General features: G+C 70.0%; 14 protein-coding genes. 9 read left to right on the forward strand and 5 right to left on the reverse strand.

Features of this window, described 5'->3' with window-relative positions:
* The first annotated feature begins 41 nt into the window (after positions 1-41).
* The 3 genes from OG828_RS24720 (at position 42) to OG828_RS24730 (ending at position 4341) form a co-directional block, all read left to right on the forward strand.
* A complete protein-coding gene (locus tag OG828_RS24720) occupies positions 42-1043 on the forward strand; it encodes a helix-turn-helix domain-containing protein (protein WP_328502362.1) in 1002 nt (333 codons plus the stop codon).
* Positions 1040-1534, forward strand: coding sequence for an LURP-one-related/scramblase family protein (locus tag OG828_RS24725; protein ID WP_328502363.1), 495 nt, complete (start codon positions 1040-1042; stop codon positions 1532-1534). The genes OG828_RS24720 and OG828_RS24725 overlap by 4 nt, the downstream gene beginning before the upstream one ends.
* 131 nt (positions 1535-1665) lie before the next feature.
* Complete coding sequence (locus tag OG828_RS24730) at positions 1666-4341, forward strand: SpoIIE family protein phosphatase (RefSeq protein ID WP_328502364.1); 2676 nt, start codon at positions 1666-1668, stop codon at positions 4339-4341.
* A gap of 106 nt (positions 4342-4447) precedes the next feature.
* On the opposite strand, the gene OG828_RS24735 is transcribed toward OG828_RS24730, so the two are convergent.
* Positions 4448-5347: a D-alanyl-D-alanine carboxypeptidase family protein gene (locus OG828_RS24735; RefSeq protein ID WP_328360838.1), complete on the reverse strand. Its 900-nt coding sequence runs from the start codon at positions 5345-5347 to the stop codon at positions 4448-4450.
* A 186-nt stretch (positions 5348-5533) separates the two neighbouring features.
* Between OG828_RS24735 and OG828_RS24740 the strand changes: the two genes are divergently transcribed.
* The 3 genes from OG828_RS24740 (at position 5534) to OG828_RS24750 (ending at position 8426) form a co-directional block, all read left to right on the forward strand.
* Positions 5534-6196, forward strand: coding sequence for a GntR family transcriptional regulator (locus OG828_RS24740; protein WP_328439622.1), 663 nt, complete (start codon positions 5534-5536; stop codon positions 6194-6196).
* Positions 6193-7488, forward strand: coding sequence for an MFS transporter (locus tag OG828_RS24745; protein ID WP_328502365.1), 1296 nt, complete (start codon positions 6193-6195; stop codon positions 7486-7488). Before OG828_RS24740 ends, OG828_RS24745 begins: the two co-directional genes overlap by 4 nt.
* A 152-nt stretch (positions 7489-7640) precedes the next feature.
* The gene (locus OG828_RS24750) at positions 7641-8426 is read left to right on the forward strand and encodes a hypothetical protein (protein WP_328502366.1); all 786 of its coding nucleotides are present in this window, start codon (positions 7641-7643) and stop codon (positions 8424-8426) included.
* 54 nt (positions 8427-8480) lie between these two features.
* Here the strand turns inward: OG828_RS24750 and OG828_RS24755 are convergent, their stop codons facing one another.
* The gene (locus tag OG828_RS24755) at positions 8481-9305 is read right to left on the reverse strand and encodes a maleylpyruvate isomerase family mycothiol-dependent enzyme (protein WP_328439625.1); all 825 of its coding nucleotides are present in this window, start codon (positions 9303-9305) and stop codon (positions 8481-8483) included.
* 180 nt (positions 9306-9485) lie between these two features.
* On the opposite strand from OG828_RS24755, the gene OG828_RS24760 reads away from it, so the two are divergent.
* Positions 9486-10280 (forward strand): carbon-nitrogen family hydrolase, encoded by a 795-nt coding sequence (locus tag OG828_RS24760; RefSeq protein ID WP_328502367.1) that lies wholly within the window; start codon positions 9486-9488, stop codon positions 10278-10280.
* Positions 10281-10410: 130 nt separating this feature from the next.
* Positions 10411-11172 carry a BRO-N domain-containing protein gene (locus OG828_RS24765; RefSeq protein ID WP_443060179.1) on the forward strand — a complete coding sequence of 254 codons (762 nt, stop codon included), beginning with the start codon at positions 10411-10413 and terminating at the stop codon, positions 11170-11172.
* A 280-nt stretch (positions 11173-11452) separates the two neighbouring features.
* Here OG828_RS24765 and OG828_RS24770 read toward each other — a convergent pair whose 3' ends face one another.
* Genes OG828_RS24770 through pdhA form a run of 3 tightly spaced genes read right to left on the reverse strand, consistent with a single transcriptional unit; the run spans position 11453 to position 15016 of the window.
* Positions 11453-12874 (reverse strand): dihydrolipoamide acetyltransferase family protein, encoded by a 1422-nt coding sequence (locus OG828_RS24770; protein WP_328502368.1) that lies wholly within the window; start codon positions 12872-12874, stop codon positions 11453-11455.
* Positions 12875-12884: 10 nt separating this feature from the next.
* Positions 12885-13865 (reverse strand): alpha-ketoacid dehydrogenase subunit beta, encoded by a 981-nt coding sequence (locus OG828_RS24775; RefSeq protein ID WP_328360858.1) that lies wholly within the window; start codon positions 13863-13865, stop codon positions 12885-12887.
* 2 nt (positions 13866-13867) lie between these two features.
* Entirely contained in the window at positions 13868-15016 is a 1149-nt protein-coding gene (gene pdhA, locus OG828_RS24780; protein WP_328360861.1) for a pyruvate dehydrogenase (acetyl-transferring) E1 component subunit alpha, read from the reverse strand.
* Positions 15017-15491: 475 nt separating this feature from the next.
* Here pdhA and OG828_RS24785 point away from each other — a divergent pair, with 475 nt between their 5' ends.
* Positions 15492-16496 (forward strand): phosphotransferase, encoded by a 1005-nt coding sequence (locus OG828_RS24785; RefSeq protein ID WP_328502369.1) that lies wholly within the window; start codon positions 15492-15494, stop codon positions 16494-16496.
* The last annotated feature ends 62 nt before the right edge of the window (positions 16497-16558 follow it).

The following is a 16558-nucleotide window of genomic DNA, read 5'->3' on the forward strand; positions in this document are numbered from 1 at the left end:
TGCGGGTGGCCGGGAGCGCGTGCGAGTGCTAGGAATCGCACATGGCGCAAGGATCCTCTCAGCCGCGTACACATAGGGTCGCCGTGATCGTCGACGAGGGCACCAACCCGTTCGAAGTCGGCGTCGCCACCGAGCTGTTCGGGCTGCCACGGCCCGAGCTGGGGCTCCCTGGCGCTCTCTACGACGTCACCTTGTGCACGCCCACCCCTGAAGTCCGGATGAACCACGGCTTCTTCACCCTCACCGGCGTGCCCGGCCTCGAGGCCGTCGACGCGGCCGACACCCTCGTCGTCCCCGGCCGCCCCGACAACGTCGTACCGCGCGGCGCCGCCGTCCTCGACGCCATCCGCCGCACCCACGCGCGCGGGGCCAGGATCATGAGCCTGTGCACCGGAAGCTTCGCGCTCGCCGAGGCCGGACTGCTCGACGGACGCCGGGCCACCACGCACTGGCGCTGGGCCGACACCTTCCGGGAACTGCATCCGAAGGTGCTGCTGGAACCGGACGTGCTCTTCGTCGACGAGGGCGACATCCTCACCGCCGCGGGCAGCGCCGCCGCGCTCGACCTGTGCCTGCACGTCGTACGGCGTGACCATGGCGCCGACATCGCCAATGCCGTCTCCCGGCGGCTGGTGTTCGCCGCGCACCGGGACGGCGGGCAGAAGCAGTTCGTGGAACGGCCGCTGCCGGACGTGCCCGACGAATCGCTGGGGCCCCTGCTGGCATGGGCGCAGGCACGGCTGGGCGAGCCGCTGACGGTGGCGGACCTCGCGGCGCGGGCGGCGGTCAGCCCGGCCACCCTGCACCGCCGCTTCCGCGCCCAGCTGGGGACGACCCCGCTGGCCTGGCTGACCGGGGAGCGGGTCGCGCTGGCGTGCCGGATGATCGAGCGCGGGGAGGAACGGCTCGACGTGGTCGCCGCGCGCAGCGGCCTGGGCACCGCCGCCAATCTGCGGGCGCGGCTGCGGCGCGAGACCGGGCTCAGCCCGTCGGCCTACCGGCGGCGTTTCGGGGCCGATGGCGTGGAAGTCCTGATGTCATGAGATTCCTCGTACGCGACAGGCTCCTCGGCTTCGGTGACGACTACTGGATCGAGGACGACAGCGGCAACAAGGTGTACCTCGTCGACGGCAAGGCGATGCGGCTGCGGGACACCTTCGAGCTGAAGGACACCCAGGGGCGCGTCCTCATCGACATCCACCAGAAGATGCTCGCCCTGCGGGACACGATGGTGATCGAGCGCAACGGCGACCCCCTGGCCCGCATCAAGCGCAAGCGGATGTCCCTCCTGCGCAACCACTACCGGGTCTCCCTCGTCGACGGCACCGAACTCGACGTCAGCGGCAAGATCCTCGACCGCGAATTCGCCGTCGAGTACGACGGCGAACTCCTCGCCGTGATCTCCCGGCGCTGGCTCCACATCCGCGACACCTACGGCGTCGACGTCGTACGCGGCGACGCGGACCCGGCACTGCTGATCGCGGTGACGGTGTGCGTGATCCATCTGGCGGAGAGGGAACGCGAGGGGGACTGAATAGCGCCCCATAGGGGCGCGGGGAACTGCGCGACCAGCCACGACGGCCCCGCAGCCGCCCGACGGCCAACCTCGGCACCCCGGAGCGCGCATCGGTATCCCAGTCGCCGCACTTGTGAGACAAAAGAGTCATGGCCGGACTCCTCGGTCGCATGCGCCGGGCGCTAAGCATCCGTACCGTCGCCCGGCAGGTCTTCATCCTGCAGGCGGCGATCGTCGTGCTGCTCGTGGTCGCCGCCGTGATCGCCGTGGTGCTGCAGGTGCGCGGCGACAGCGAGCGCGAGGCCCGCAACCGTTCCCTCGCCGTGGCCGAGACGTTCGCGAACGCGCCGGGCGTCGTGGCGGCCCTGGAGTCGCCGGACCCGTCCGCGGTGCTCCAGCCGCGCGCGGAGGCGGCGCGCAAGGCGTCCGACGTGGACTTCATCGTGGTGATGACCCCGCAGGGCATCCGCTACACCCACCCCAACCCCGCCCAGATCGGCAAGCACTACATCGGCCACATCGCCCCGGCCGCGGCGGGCGGAGTCGTACGGGAGACCTTCACCGGCACGCTGGGCCCCTCCGTGCGTGCCGTCGTGCCCGTGGAGGACGCGGACGGCAAGGTCATCGGCCTGGTCGCCGCCGGCGTGACGCTGGCCAGCGTGGGCGGGGTGGTCGATCACCAGCTGCCCGTGCTGTTCGCCTCGGCCGGGGTCGCCCTCGCCGTCGCCACCGGCGGGACCGCCCTGGTCAGCAGGCGGCTGCGGCACCAGACGCGCGGGCTGGGGCCCACCGAGATGACCCGGATGTACGAGCATCACGACGCGGTCCTGCACTCCGTACGGGAAGGCGTGCTGATCATGGACGGGGACGGGCGGCTGGCGCTGGCCAACGACGAGGCGCGGCGGCTGCTCGGGCTGGGTCCGTACGCGGAGGGCCGGCTCATCCAGGACCTGGGCATCGACCGCGACCTGGCCCGGCTGCTGGCGTCCGGCCGGGACGCCACCGACGAGGTGCAGCTGTCGCGGGGCCGGCTGCTGGCGGTCAGCCGGCGGTCCACCGCGTGGGACGGCGGGCCGCCCGGCAGCGTCGCCACCCTGCGCGACACCACCGAGCTGCAGGCCCTCACCGGCCGGGCGGAGGTGGCTCAGCAGCGGCTGCGGCTGCTGTACGACGCCGGGCTGGAGATCGGCACCAGCCTCGACGTGACCCGCACCTCGCAGGAGCTGGCGGACTTCGCGGTCCCCCGGTTCGCCGACTACGTCACCGTCGACGTGGCAGATCCCGTGCTGCGGGGCGGGGAGCCGAAGGCGGGCATCACCGACATGCGCCGCGTCGCGTTCCAGGGCGTGAAGGAGGGCAGCCCGCTCTACGCGCCCGGCAAGCTGATCCACTTCGCGGCGACCACCCCGCAGGCCGCCGGGTTCCTCGCCGGTGAGCCGGTGCTCGAGGAGGATCTGACCACGCTCTCCGGCTGGCAGGTGCAGGAGCCCGAACGGGCCCGGAACATCGTCGCGTTCGGCATCCACTCGATGCTTGCGGTACCGCTGCGCGCCCGCGGCGTCATCATGGGCGTGGCCACCTTCTGGCGTGGCGACCAGCAGGAACCCTTCGAGCGGGACGACATCTCCCTCGCCGAGGAACTCGTCGCCCGCGCCGCCGTCAGCATCGACAACGCCCGCCGCTACACCCGCGAGCACGACATGGCCGTCACCCTGCAGCGCAGCCTGCTGCCGCGGGCCCTGCCCGACCAGAGCGCCCTGGACGTGGCCTACCGCTATCTGCCCGCGCAGGCCGCGCAGGGCGGCGTCGGCGGCGACTGGTTCGACGTCATCCCACTGCCGGGCGCGCGGGTGGCGCTGGTCGTGGGCGACGTGGTGGGGCACGGCCTGCATGCGGCGGCCACGATGGGCCGGCTGCGGACCGCCGTCCACAACTTCTCGACCCTGGACCTCCCGCCCGACGAACTCCTGTGGCACATGGACGAGTTGGTGGCACGCATCGACCAGGACGAGGAAGGGGACGAGGGCGGCGGCGAGGACGAGAACGCGCCGGTCACCGGGGCGACCTGCCTGTACGCCGTCTACGACCCCGCGTCCGGCGTCTGCACCCTCTCCCGCGCGGGCCATCTCGAACCGGTGCTCGTCCGTCCGGACGGCGAGGCGGAGTTCGTCACCGTCCCCGGCGGCCCTCCGCTGGGTCTGGGCGGCGGGCTCCCCTTCGAGGTGACGATGGTGCAACTGCCGGAAGGCAGCGGCCTCGTGCTCTACACCGACGGCCTGGTGGAGGACCAGCGCCGTGACATCGACGAGGGCCTGGAACTGCTCCGCCGCGCCCTCACCGGCCCCGGCCGCACCCCGGAGGAGACCTGCGACGCCACCCTCGACGCCCTGCGGCCCGACCGGCAGCGCGACGACATCGCCCTGGTCGTCGCCCGCACCCACAGACTCGCCGCCGACCGCACCGCGTCCTGGGACGTACCGCCCGACCCCGCAGCGGTCGGCCGCGTCCGGGCGGCGGCCACCCGGACCCTCCAGTCCTGGGGCCTGTCCGACGAGGCCTTCACCACCGAACTGATCCTCAGCGAACTCGTCACCAACGCCCTCCGCCACGCCACCGCCCCCATCCACGTCCGCCTCATCCGCGACCGCACCCTGATCTGCGAGGTCTCCGACGCCAGCAGCACGGCCCCGCACCTGCGACGCGCGGCCACGACGGACGAGGGCGGACGGGGGCTGTTCCTGGTGGCCCAGGTCGCGGAGCGGTGGGGGACGCGGTATTCGGGGGGCGGGAAGGTGATCTGGACGGAGCAGCCGCTGGAGCATTGACGACACCGCGCTGACCGACCTCGACCCCGCACCCAGAACGGCCACCGTTGAACGGCGAAGGGGCCCGCCGCGTTCGATCGCGGCAGGCCCCTTCGGTGAGTCGGCGTCAGCTGATGCGTGCGTAGCCGTAGTTGATGAGCTTCTTCACGTCCGTCGTGCGGTTGGCCTCCGAGGAGGCGGTGAGGACGGCGCCGACGACCGTCTCGCCGTTCTTCGTCGCGCTGAAGACGAGGCAGTACTTGGCCTCGGTGCCGGAGCCGGTCTTGATGCCGAGCGTGCCGTTCCAGCCGAGCAGGGTGTTCGTGTTCTTCCAGGCTGCCATCGTGCGGGTGGAGCCGGTCTTGGTGATGGTCTTCGCCGTGTACGACTTGGACTTCACGACGCCCCGGAACATGGACGTCTTCATCGCACTGCGGGCGAGCTTCGTCAGGTCCTTCGGCGTCGAGTAGTTCGAGCCGCGGCTTATGCCGTCGAACGAGTCGAAGTGCGTGTTCGCCATGCCCAGGGTCCTGGCCATGGTGTTCATCTTGCCGATGAAGTTCTTGGTGCGGGCCGAGACCGTCGAGCCGGAACCGAACTTGTCGGCGAGCGCCATCGCGGCGTCGCAGCCGGACGGCAGCATCATCCCGAACAGCAGCTGACGGACCGTGACCTTGTCACCGACGATCAACCGGGCCGACGAGGCGCCGTTGGCGACGATGTAGTCGCTGTACGCCTTCTTGATCGTGACCTTGGCGTTCAGGTCCAGATTCGACTGCGAGAGCACGACCTTCGCGGTCATGATCTTCGTGGTCGAGGCGGTGAGCCGCTTGGTGTCAGGCGACTTGGAGAAGAGCGTCGCGCCGGTGGCACCGTTCATCAGGAATCCGCCCTTGGCGGTGATGGTGGGCGCCGTCACGGCCTGCGCCGGTGCCGCGGTGAGGGCTCCGGTGGCCAGCATCGCACCTGTCGTGACGACGACGGCGGCGGCTCTGCGGACACGGATGCCCTTGGTGGCAGTTATCAACTGATATACCCCGAATACGTCGAATGCCCCTGAGATGCGGCCGAGTTGAATGGCGAAACAGGCAGGCCGCATACGTGGGACATGTAACCAGCACAGATGGTTGCGCGGTGCGTGGGGCGGATTTCGGCGCGTCCGCATGCTGGAACGATCAGCCTCATGCGTACGTGTTGTATCTAAGCTGTGGGCATGCCCTCAGCCCCGCCCGCACCCGTCAAGCAACCGCCTGCCGCCGACCGCGTCTACGCCCACGTCAAGCAGGGCGTCCTGGAACGGCGTTACGAGGGCGGCATCCTCCTCACCGAGGGCGAACTCGCCGAGGCTGTAGGGGTTTCCCGCACTCCGGTGCGCGAGGCGCTGCTCCGCCTGGAGGTCGAGGGGCTGATCAAGCTCTATCCGAAGAAGGGCGCGCTGGTCCTGCCCGTCTCCGCGCAGGAGATCGCGGACGTGGTGGAGACCCGGCTGCTGGTCGAGGAGCACGCCGCGCGGAAGGCCGTACCCGCCAGTCCGCGGTTGATCACCCGGCTGGAGGAACTGCTCGCCGAGCAGAAGGCGCACGCCGCCGCCGGCGACCTCGCCGCGGCGGCCGTCACCGACCGCTGCTTCCACGCCGAGATCGTCCGCAGCGGCGGCAACGCGATCCTCTCCCGGCTCTACGACCAACTCCGCGACCGGCAACTGCGCATGGGCGTCGCCGTGATGCACTCCCACCCCGACCGGATCGCCAAGACCCTCGCCGAGCACGAGGAGATCCTTCAGGCGCTGCGCTCCGGGGACGCGCAGGCGGCCGTCGATGTCGTCCACCGGCACGTCGGCTGGTTCTCGCACCTCGCGCGGGGTGAGGTCCGATGAGCGCCGTCGCCCTCCCCGGCGACCCGCCCGGCGGCCGCAAGGCCATCGCCGTCTGGGGCATCGGCGTCTCCGTCTACTTCGTCGCCGTGATCTTCCGTACGTCGCTGGGGGTCGCCGGCCTCGACGCGGTCGAGCGGTTCGACGTGGGCGCCTCCGCACTGTCCACCTTCTCGATCCTCCAGCTGCTCGTGTACGCGGGCATGCAGATACCCGTGGGCCTGCTGGTCGACCGGCTCGGCACGAAGAAGGTGCTGACGATCGGCGTGGTTCTGTTCACGGCGGGGCAACTCGGGTTCGCGTTCTCACCGTCGTACGGCATGGCCCTCGCCTCCCGTGCGCTGCTCGGCTGCGGTGACGCGATGACGTTCATCAGCGTGCTGCGGCTCGGCAGCCGCTGGTTCCCGGCCCGGCGCGGGCCGATGGTGGCGCAGCTCGCCGGGCTGGCCGGCATGGCGGGCAACCTCGTCTCGACGCTGGTGCTCGCGCGGCTGCTGCACGGCGTGGGCTGGACCACGGCCTTCGCGGGGAGCGCGTTCGCGGGCGTGGTGGTGCTGGTGCTGCTCCTGCTGTTCCTGAAGGACCACCCCGAGGGGCACGAGCCCGAGCCCTTCCCGCATCAGGGCGCGGCCTACGTCCGCCGGCAGATCGCCGCCTCGTGGCGGGAGCCGGGGACACGGCTGGGGCTGTGGGTGCACTTCACCACCCAGTTCCCGGCGATGGTCTTCCTGCTGCTGTGGGGGCTGCCGTTCCTGGTCGAGGCGCAGGGGCTGTCGCGGGCGACCGCCGGGGAACTGCTGACGCTCGTCGTGCTGTCGAACATGCTGGTGGGTCTGGTGTACGGCCAGGTCGTCGCCCGGCATCACGCGGCGCGGCTTCCGCTCGCGCTGGGGACCGTCGGGGCGACGGCGCTGATGTGGGCGGCCGTGCTGGCGTATCCCGGGGAGCACGCGCCGATGTGGCTGCTGGTGATGCTGTGCGCGGTACTCGGAGCGTGCGGTCCCGCCTCGATGCTCGGGTTCGACTTCGCCCGGCCGGCGAATCCGCCCGAGCGGCAGGGCACGGCGTCCGGGATCACCAACATGGGCGGCTTCGTCGCCTCGATGACCACGCTGTTCGCGGTCGGGGTGCTGCTGGATGCGACCGGGGACGACTACACGGTGGCGTTCTCGTCGGTGTTCGTGCTCCAGGCGCTGGGCGTGAGCCAGATTCTGCGGTTGCGGAAGCGGGCGGCTCGGCGGGAGCGGGAGCGGCTGGTGGCGAGCCGGGTGGCGACGGTGCATGTGCCGGCGTGACGGTTCACCGCAGCTGACCTTTGCGGCTGAGGTGTTGCTCTGTCATAGGGGTGTGACAACGGTGTCGTGAGGCGGGGACGGGCGTGACCTGAGGGGCTGTCGGGCCCTCATAGTCATCGAACGAACTCCGCGCCTCCGAAGGGAATTCCGTGATGAACCGCCACCTGCGCCAGGCCGTCCTCGTCACCGCCGCGCTCGCCGCCGGGCTCGCGATGACCGCTTGTCAGAACGGCTCCGGTAGCGACGGTTCCTCGAGCACCGGCAGCTCCCAGCACAAGTCCTCGTCCAAGAAGACCGGGACATCCAAGGACTCCGACACCTCCAAGGACTCGACGTCGACCGGCGCGTCCGCGCAGAACGCGGCGGGCTCCTCCCAGCAGGGGGTGAGCGGCACGTTCGCCGGCGGCACCGTCAGCTACCTCGCCCCGGGCAAGTACACCGTCCACGTGGCCGGAAAGACCGACCAGGCGTTCTTCGTCGCCGACGACACCGCGGTGCACGGCGCGGGCGCGATCTGCGGGAGCCCGGGGTCCGAGGCCGGCCCGAGCTGCACGCTCGACCAGCTGGAGACGGCCACCAAGAAGGCGGCCGTCACCGCGGACGTGACACTCAAGGACGGCATCGCCACCGTCGTACGCGAGCGCCACGACGTCGAGAACGGCACCGGCACGACGGGCGTCAACGGCACCTGGTTCGGCAACGTCGCCTACCTCGCACCGGGCAAGTTCACCGTCTCCGACATGAAGGGCGTCGAGCAGGCGTTCTTCGTCTCCGACAGCACGCGGGTGTACGGCGCCGGCACCATCTGCGGCACCCCCCAGTCCGAGGAGACGCCGCAGTGCACCCTGACCCAGCTGGAGAGCGCCGCCAAGAAGGGCGTCTCCGCCGAGGTCGAGATAAAGGACGGCATCGCCACGACGGTCACGGAAGACCGCTGAGCCGACGGACCCGACGCGTGGCCGGCCTTCGCCGGCCGGCCCCGGTCTCCCCGGCTACGGCGTCACCGTGAAGTTCCGCAGAATCGCCGCCGTCAGATCCACATCGCCCTCGGCCTTGATCCGGTCGGCGACCGACTCCGGCGTCACGCGCCCGAAGGCCAGACGGATGTAGGTCTCCCAGTCGAGGGTGAGGGTGGCGGCGGGGCCGAGGGCAGGCGCCGTTTCGAGGGTGCCGCGGCCCTGGATGTCGACGCGGATGGTGCGCAGGAACTCGATGGGGCCGTGGACGTCGAAGACGACCGCCGAGCTGCGAGGCGCGTTCGCCTTGTTCGCGACGATGTCGGGGAGGGCGTCGAGAAGGACGTCACGGGCCACATGCGCGCCGGGCGAGTCGAGGTTTCCGGGGCGGCCGAGGGCGACACGGAGATCCTGTTCGTGGGCCCAGACGTCGAACGCGTGATGGCGCATGGACTCTTCGAGCGTGATCTCGCTGCCGAGCGGACCGCGCACCTTCGTCCCCGGATCGCGGGACTCGTTCCGCAGCTGGCGGTTGCGCCGGATGGTGACCAGCTCCAGCTCGGAGGTCATCTCGGGCCCCGTGTGGTGGCGGCGTACGTCGACCTGCATCTCCATGTAGCGCTGGTGGTCGTTCGTGACATGGAAGAGGTCGCGCGGGAGCGTGTGGATGGGGCGCGGGTCGCCGAGCATCTCGCAGTCCAGGCCGATGACATGGGAGACGACGTCACGGACCGACCAGCCGGGGCACGGTGTCCGCCGGTTCCACTCGCCCTCCACAAGGGGCTGCACCAGCTCGGATATCGCTTCGATGGAGTGGGTCCAGGCGTCGGCGTAGGGCTGGAGAGTGGGATGCAGACTCACGGAACGGGACCCCTCGGCGGTCGGTACAGGCTTGGTTGTGGCGGCGTTGCCAGTGGGAGGTGGCTGCTGTCGGCGGGTGTCTTGGAACGCTAAGTTACGCTGCTGTGAGGCACCCCGGCAGTGCTTTCGTGTGACGATCGTAGGCCGTGTGTACGGCTCGAATGCCAGGACGGTGGTAGCGTGCGCGCCTCATTGCTCCAGATCGCGGTGAACGAGGGCGAATCGATCGAATCGCGCCGACGGCGCATCGCTTCTCTGGTACGGGAGCAGGCGGGCGCGGATCTCGTCGTACTGCCGGAGCTGTGGACGACGGGGGCCTTCGCGTACGAGGAGTTCGGCACCGAGGCCGAGCCGCTCGAAGGGCCGACGTACGAGGTGATGGCGAAGGCCGCGAGCGACGCCGGCGTGTGGCTGCACGCGGGCTCGATTCCGGAACGGGACCCTGACGGGCCGCTCTACAACACGTCTCTCGTCTTCTCTCCCTCCGGTGACCTCGCCGCCGCCTACCGCAAGATCCACCGCTTCGGTTTCGACAAGGGCGAGGCGGTGCTGATGGGCGCGGGCGAGGAACTGGTGACGGTTCGCCTGCCGGAGACGACCATCGGCGTGGGCACCTGCTACGACCTCCGTTTCCCCGAACTCTTCCGCTCTCTCGTCGACGCCGGTGCCGAGACCTTCGTCGTCCCGGCGGGCTGGCCGGAGCGGCGCCGGGCGCACTGGACGCTGCTGGCTCAGGCGCGGGCGGTGGAGAACCAGGCGTTCGTGCTCGCCTGTGGAACGGCCGGGACCCATGCCGGGGTTCCACAGGCCGGTCACTCGATCGTGGTCGATCCGTGGGGGGAGGTCCTCGCGGAGGCGGGTGCCGGGGAGGAGGTCCTCGCGGTGGAGTTCGATCCCGGGAAGGTGGGCGTGACCCGCGAACAGTTCCCGGCATTGAAGGATCGCGTACTGGGGCTGGAGCCGCCGCGTAGGTGACCCGTAGTACATCTACCAACAAGGCTGCACAGCGGAATTGGCGATCTTTCCCTCGCAATCGTGAACATCCTTGCGCGGGTTGGCATATTCGATTTCCTCCGTCCTAGATTCCGCGACGGAGGTGGTTCACATGATCGAACCCAGCAAGCACGAACCCGACCCAGTGCCACGGCACGAAGCGATCAACATCAGCGACTTCGTGTACGCGGCCACGGGAGCCCGGGTACGCCGACTGACCATGCCGGACGGGGCGCATTGGTTTCCGGCGGTGGATGTGTGCAAGGAGTTGGGGCTCACCAACCCAAAGAAGGCACTCGCCGACCATGTTCCCGCGGAGCACCGAGAAAACCTCGAGACCGTCAGTGGAGCTTACGGTCTGAGCATTCCCGCAGGTAGAGAGTGGCGCCGAGACCTGAATCTCATCGACTCCCGAGGGTTGGCCCTTCTCATCATCAACTGCACCAAGCCCGCCAGTGCCCCCTTCAAGCAGTGGGTCGCCGAGGTGATCGAGACCGTTCAACGCGAGGGTTCCTACTCCCTTGACGAGACCGAGGTGCAGTGTGCCGGTCCGGGTGCTCAGATCGCGTACGCGATGCCGGAGCAGGTCGCGGGAGCCATCACCCGGCTTGCGGCGCACAGCCTTCAGGTGGACGAGGGGATTGCGGTCGCCCAACGCGAATCGCTCGCAGTGCAGAGAGAGATGCTGGAGGTTCAGCGGGCGACGCTCACCGCGCAACAGGCCATCGCCCAAGTCATGGAACGCATTGCGGACCGACTCGACGGCCTGACCCTCGACCGCCCAGTACCCACTGCGAGCCTTTCCGCGCAGCCGACCATCGAAGCCGTACTGGCCGACTGGCGGCAGCGGCTGTTCGGGACGCTGGACGTCTGAGCGGTGCGGTGATGATCGCGCCGGTTCTGGTCGAGCGGGGCGAACTACGCCAGCCGCCGGCTTCGATCGCGGTCCGTACGGAACTGCCGGTGCACCGTGCCAAGGAATGCCTGCGCCTGCTGCGGAAGCACGCCTGCATCCACTCCCGCGCGGGGCAAATGAGGAGTAGGAACCGATCTACGTACTCGAGGGTTCCTGACCGACCTCACAACTGAAGGGGCGGCCGCAAACCGAAATTGCGGCCGTCCCTTCGGCTTTCAACCTATACCGCCCCGCACCGTCACGCCCAGGTGATCAACCTCTTCGGCTGCTCCAGAATCGCCGCCACATCCGCCAGCACCTTCGAGCCCAACTCCCCGTCCACCAGCCGGTGGTCGAAGGAGAGCGCCAGTGTCGTCACCTGGCGGGGCTTGACCTTGCCCTTGTGGACCCACGGCTGGAGTTTGATCGCGCCGACGGCGAGGATCGCGGACTCTCCGGGGTTGAGGATCGGCGTGCCGGTGTCGACGCCGAAGACGCCGACGTTGGTGATGGTCACCGTGCCGCCCTGCATGGCGGCGGGGGAGGTCTTGCCTTCCCTCGCCGTCGATACCAACTCGCCCAGCGCCTCGGCCAGTTGGGGAAGCGTCTTGTCCTGCGCGTCCTTGACGTTCGGGACGATCAGGCCGCGGGGGGTGGCCGCGGCGATGCCCAGGTTGACGTAGTGCTTCTGGACGATCTCCTGGGCCGCCTCGTCCCAGGACGCGTTCACTTCGGGGTGACGCTTGATCGCGACCAGCAGGGCCTTGGCGATCAGGAGGAGCGGGTTGACCCGCAGGCCCTCCATCTCCTTGTCCTGCTTGAGCTCCTCGACGAGCTTGATCGTGCGGGTCACGTCGACCGTGACGAACTCCGTGACATGCGGCGCCGTGAACGCCGAGGCGACCATCGCCGCCGCCGTCGCCTTGCGGACGCCCTTGACGGGGATACGGGTCTCGCGGGACGTGTCGTATGTCGGCGTGGGGGGCGGGGCGATCACCGGAGCGGGCGAGGGCGCCTCCTCCGGAGCCTTCGGCTGGGCCACCGCCGCGTGGACGTCCTCGCGCGTGATGATGCCGTCCGGGCCGGAGGGGGTGACCGTGGCCAGGTCCACGCCCAGGTCCTTGGCCAGCTTGCGCACCGGCGGCTTCGCCAGTGGACGGTCCTGAGGAGCCGCGGAGGAAGGCGCCGCCGGAGCCGCAGGCTGCGGCGCGGCTGCCCCGTGTCCGTTCAGCTCTGTCTGGATCGCCGCCGACGCCGCCTGGACCGGGACCTCCGGCCCCTTGCGGGGGCGGCGCTTGGTCGAGGACGTGGCGACTCCGTAGCCCACCAGCACCGGCGTGCGGCCCGAGCCCGTGCTCTGCGGCTTGGGTTCTTCCGCGGGTGGTGGCGCGACCGGCGCCACCTGAGACGGTGCTGCCCCGCCCGCCACGTCCACCGCGATGATCGACGTGCCCACGTCCACCGTGGTGCCCTCGGGGAAGTGGAGTTCGCGGACCACGCCGTCGTAGGGGATGGGAAGCTCGACCGCGGCCTTGGCCGTCTCGACCTCGCAGACCACCTGGCCGTCCGTCACCGTGTCGCCGGGCCGCACGTACCACTTGAGGATCTCGGCCTCGGTGAGCCCCTCGCCCACGTCGGGCATCTTGAACTCGCGTACGGACGCTTCAGTCATCGTCGTCACGACCCTCTCCTCAGTACGCCAGGGCGCGGTCGACGGCGTCGAGCACCCGGTCCAGGCCCGGCAGGTACTCCTCCTCCAGGCGGGCCGGCGGATACGGGGCGTGGTAGCCGCCGACCCTGAGCACCGGGGCTTCCAGGTGGTAGAAGCAGCGCTCCGTGATCCGGGCGGCGATCTCGGCGCCCGAGCCGAAGAACACCGGTGCCTCGTGGACGACGACCAGGCGGCGGGTCTTCTCGACCGACGTCTGGATGGAGTCGAAGTCGAGCGGAGACACCGAGCGCAGGTCGAGGATCTCGAGGTTCTTGCCCTCCTCGGCGGCCGCGTCGGCGACCTCCTGGCAGAGCTTCACCATCGGGCCGTAGGCGGCAAGCGTCAGGTCCGTGCCCTCGCGCACCACGCGCGCCTTGTGCAGCGGGCCGGGGATCGCTTCTGTGTTGACCTCGCCCTTGTCCCAGTACCGCCGCTTGGGCTCGAAGAAGATCACCGGGTCGTCGCTCTGGATGGCCTGCTGCATCATCCAGAACGCGTCCGAGGCGTTCGACGGGCTGACGATCTTGAGGCCCGCCACGTGCGCGAACAGGGCCTCCGGGGACTCCGAGTGGTGTTCCACCGCGCCGATCCCGCCGCCGTACGGGATGCGGATGACGACCGGGAGCTTGACCTTGCCCAACGCGCGCGCGTGCATCTTGGCGAGCTGGGTGACGATCTGGTCGTACGCCGGGAAGACGAAGCCGTCGAACTGGATCTCCACGACCGGACGGTAGCCGCGCAGGGCCAGGCCGATCGCCGTGCCGACGATGCCGGACTCGGCGAGCGGGGTGTCGATGACCCGGCTCTCGCCGAAGTCCTTCTGCAGGCCGTCCGTCACCCGGAAGACTCCGCCGAGCTTGCCGACGTCCTCGCCCATGATCAGGACCTTGGGGTCGGACTCCAGAGCGCGCCGCAGCGACTCGTTGATCGCCTTGGCCAAAGCCATCTTTTCCGCTGCCATGATCAGGCCCCCTCTCCGTCCGTGAACGACGCCTGGTAGGCGGCGAACTGGGCTCGCTCCTCGTCGACGAGCGCATGCCCGTCCGCGTACACGTTCTCGAAGATGGCGAAGTGGTCCGGGTCCGGCATGGCACGGACCGCCTCACGCACTCGCCTGCCCAACGCTTCGCTCTCCGCTTCAAGTTCCGCGAAGAATCCCTCGTCCGCGTGGTTTGAGGCCTCGAGATAGGCGCGGAGGCGGGCGATCGGGTCCTTCGCCTCCCAGGACAGCCGCTCGTCGTCGCCCCGGTAGCGGGTCGGGTCGTCGGAGGTGGTGTGCGCGCCCATGCGGTACGTGTACGCCTCGATGAGCGTCGGGCCCTCACCGCTGCGGGCCCGCTCCAGCGCCCACTTCGTCACGGCCAGACACGCCAGTACGTCGTTGCCGTCGACGCGGACGCCCGGGAAGCCGTAGCCCTGTGCGCGCTGGTAGAGAGGCACGCGGGTCTGCTTCTCGGTCGGCTCGGAGATCGCCCACTGGTTGTTCTGGCAGAAGAAGACCACCGGGGCGTTGTAGACCGCGGAGAAGGTGAAGGACTCGGCCACGTCGCCCTGGCTGCTGGCGCCGTCGCCGAAGTAGGCGATGACCGCGCTGTCGGCGCCGTCCTTGGCCACGCCCATCGCGTAGCCGGTCGCGTGCAGCGTCTGCGAGCCGATGACGATCGTGTAGAGCTGGAAGTTGTTGCTGTTGGGGTCCCAGCCGCCGTTGTTCACGCCGCGGAACATGCCGAGCAGGTTGGCCGGGTCGACGCCGCGGCACCAGGCGACGCCGTGCTCGCGGTAGGTCGGGAAGACGTAGTCGTCCTCGCGGGTGGCCCGGCCGGAGCCGATCTGGGCGGCCTCCTGGCCGAGCAGCGAGGCCCACAGGCCCAGCTCGCCCTGGCGCTGCAGGGAAGTGGCCTCGGCGTCGAAGCGGCGGGTGAGCACCATGTCGCGGTACAGGCCGCGCAGCTCTTCGGGGGTGACATCGGCGACGTACGGGTCGTACTGGGCGTTCTTGACGCGCTTGCCCTCGGGTGTCAGCAGTTGAACCTGCTCGGGCTTGGTGCTCGGGGACTTCTTGGTCCCGGCGCTGCGTCGCGGCTTGCGCGCGGCAGTGCTCTCCACGGTCACGTGTGCTCCTCCGTCGGTCCGGCCCCCCGGGGTTGCCGGGTTGACCAGTGCGGCTCACCTGGTCCGACACCCGTGCACGGGGTGGGTGCCACTCGGCCGGAACAGGCGTGACAGGTGCCCCGGCGAGCGCCCTGCAACCATCACGTTACCCAGTGCTCCACATTTCTGGGAAACCCCATTTGACCTGCGATTTTGCTTGGATTTCCAAGTAAATCGGGAAGAGCCCGAAGGGGTACTGGTCACAGCCTTGCAGGAGGCCGGAGCAACGGCACGTTATCCCGCCGACCCAGGTCACCGGAAGGGTTTGTGTTCCGCCGTGTATGTAGCGCGGATACAGGCGGAGCCCGGAACGCCACTTCGAGGACTTCCTGTGACCGAAAGCGACCACTGACGACGTGCTGTGACAACGCCCAGCTCATGGGCTCGGCCGGTGCCCTAGCATCTGGCGCGTGCCGGCCCCTGTGTACCACCCCTCGTGCCCCACGCGCCCCCGCTGGGCGCCCTGCTTAGCCAGTACGCCGCCGGTTCCGCCGTCGCCTGCGAACCCGTCGACGAAGGGCTCCTCAACCGCGGCTACCGGCTGCGCACGACCCGCGGCCGCTACTTCCTCAAGCGCCACTTCGACCCCGAGACCGCCGACCCGACGGCGATCGAACGCCGGCACCGCGCCACCCAGCGCCTCGCCGACCTCGGCGTCCCGGTGGCACCCCCCGTGGCCGCGCGCGACGGGCGCACGGTGGCGGTGGTCGGCGGCCACGCCTACGCCCTGCACCCGTGGGTCGAGGGCCGGCACCGGCACGGCGGCCAGCTCAGCGCGGAGCAGTGCGGACGGCTGGGGGCGCTGTTAGGGGTGGTGCATGCCGGCTTGGAGCGTGTGATGCCGGTGCGGAGGCGGGGACGTACGGAGCCTCCCCGCAGCGCCGACCCCATCGACACCTTCGCCCTCATCGACGACCTGCTCGCCTGCGTACGCCGCCACCGCCCCGCCGACTCCTTCGACGAACTGGCCCGGCACCGGCTGCGGGAGCGGCGCGTGCTCCTGGAGCGGCACGCGGACCGGCGCCCGCCGCGCGGAGGCTGTGTCGGCTGGGTGCACGGCGACTTCCACCCGTTCAACCTGCTCTACCAGGAGGACGCGCCCGCCGCGATCGTCGACTGGGACCGGCTCGGCGTACAGCCCCGCGCGGAGGAGGCCGTACGAGCCGCCGCGATCTTCTTCGTCCGTCCCGTCGGCACCCTCGACCTGCCCAAGGTGCGGGCGTACGCGCGCGCGTACCGGCGCACCGCCGGCGCCACGCCCTCCCAGCTCGCGGCGGCCGTGCACCGCGTGTGGTGGGAGCGTCTCAACGACTTCTGGATGCTGCGCTGGCACTACGAGCGGGGCGACACGCGCGCGGATCCCCAGTTCCCGGCCGCCTCGGCCCTCGCCGTGTGGTGGACACGGGAGTACGACGCGGTGTGCGAGGCGTTCAGCGGCTGACGTCCTGGCCTCCGCCGCACAAAGCAGCACGCGCGCGTGCAGCCCGTTTCCGGGCCGTACGC

Source organism: Streptomyces sp. NBC_00457 (genome assembly GCF_036014015.1).
Classification (GTDB): domain Bacteria; phylum Actinomycetota; class Actinomycetes; order Streptomycetales; family Streptomycetaceae; genus Streptomyces.

Coding starts and splice junctions, on each gene's coding strand:
- OG828_RS24745 (WP_328502365.1), top strand. CDS start 6,193: ATGAGCGCCGTCGCCCTCCCCGGCGACCCGCCCGGCGGCCGCAAGGCC.
- OG828_RS24775 (WP_328360858.1), bottom strand. CDS start 13,865: ATGGCAGCGGAAAAGATGGCTTTGGCCAAGGCGATCAACGAGTCGCTG.
- OG828_RS24730 (WP_328502364.1), top strand. CDS start 1,666: ATGGCCGGACTCCTCGGTCGCATGCGCCGGGCGCTAAGCATCCGTACC.
- OG828_RS24740 (WP_328439622.1), top strand. CDS start 5,534: ATGCCCTCAGCCCCGCCCGCACCCGTCAAGCAACCGCCTGCCGCCGAC.
- OG828_RS24750 (WP_328502366.1), top strand. CDS start 7,641: ATGAACCGCCACCTGCGCCAGGCCGTCCTCGTCACCGCCGCGCTCGCC.
- OG828_RS24720 (WP_328502362.1), top strand. CDS start 42: ATGGCGCAAGGATCCTCTCAGCCGCGTACACATAGGGTCGCCGTGATC.
- OG828_RS24765 (WP_443060179.1), top strand. CDS start 10,411: ATGATCGAACCCAGCAAGCACGAACCCGACCCAGTGCCACGGCACGAA.
- OG828_RS24725 (WP_328502363.1), top strand. CDS start 1,040: ATGAGATTCCTCGTACGCGACAGGCTCCTCGGCTTCGGTGACGACTAC.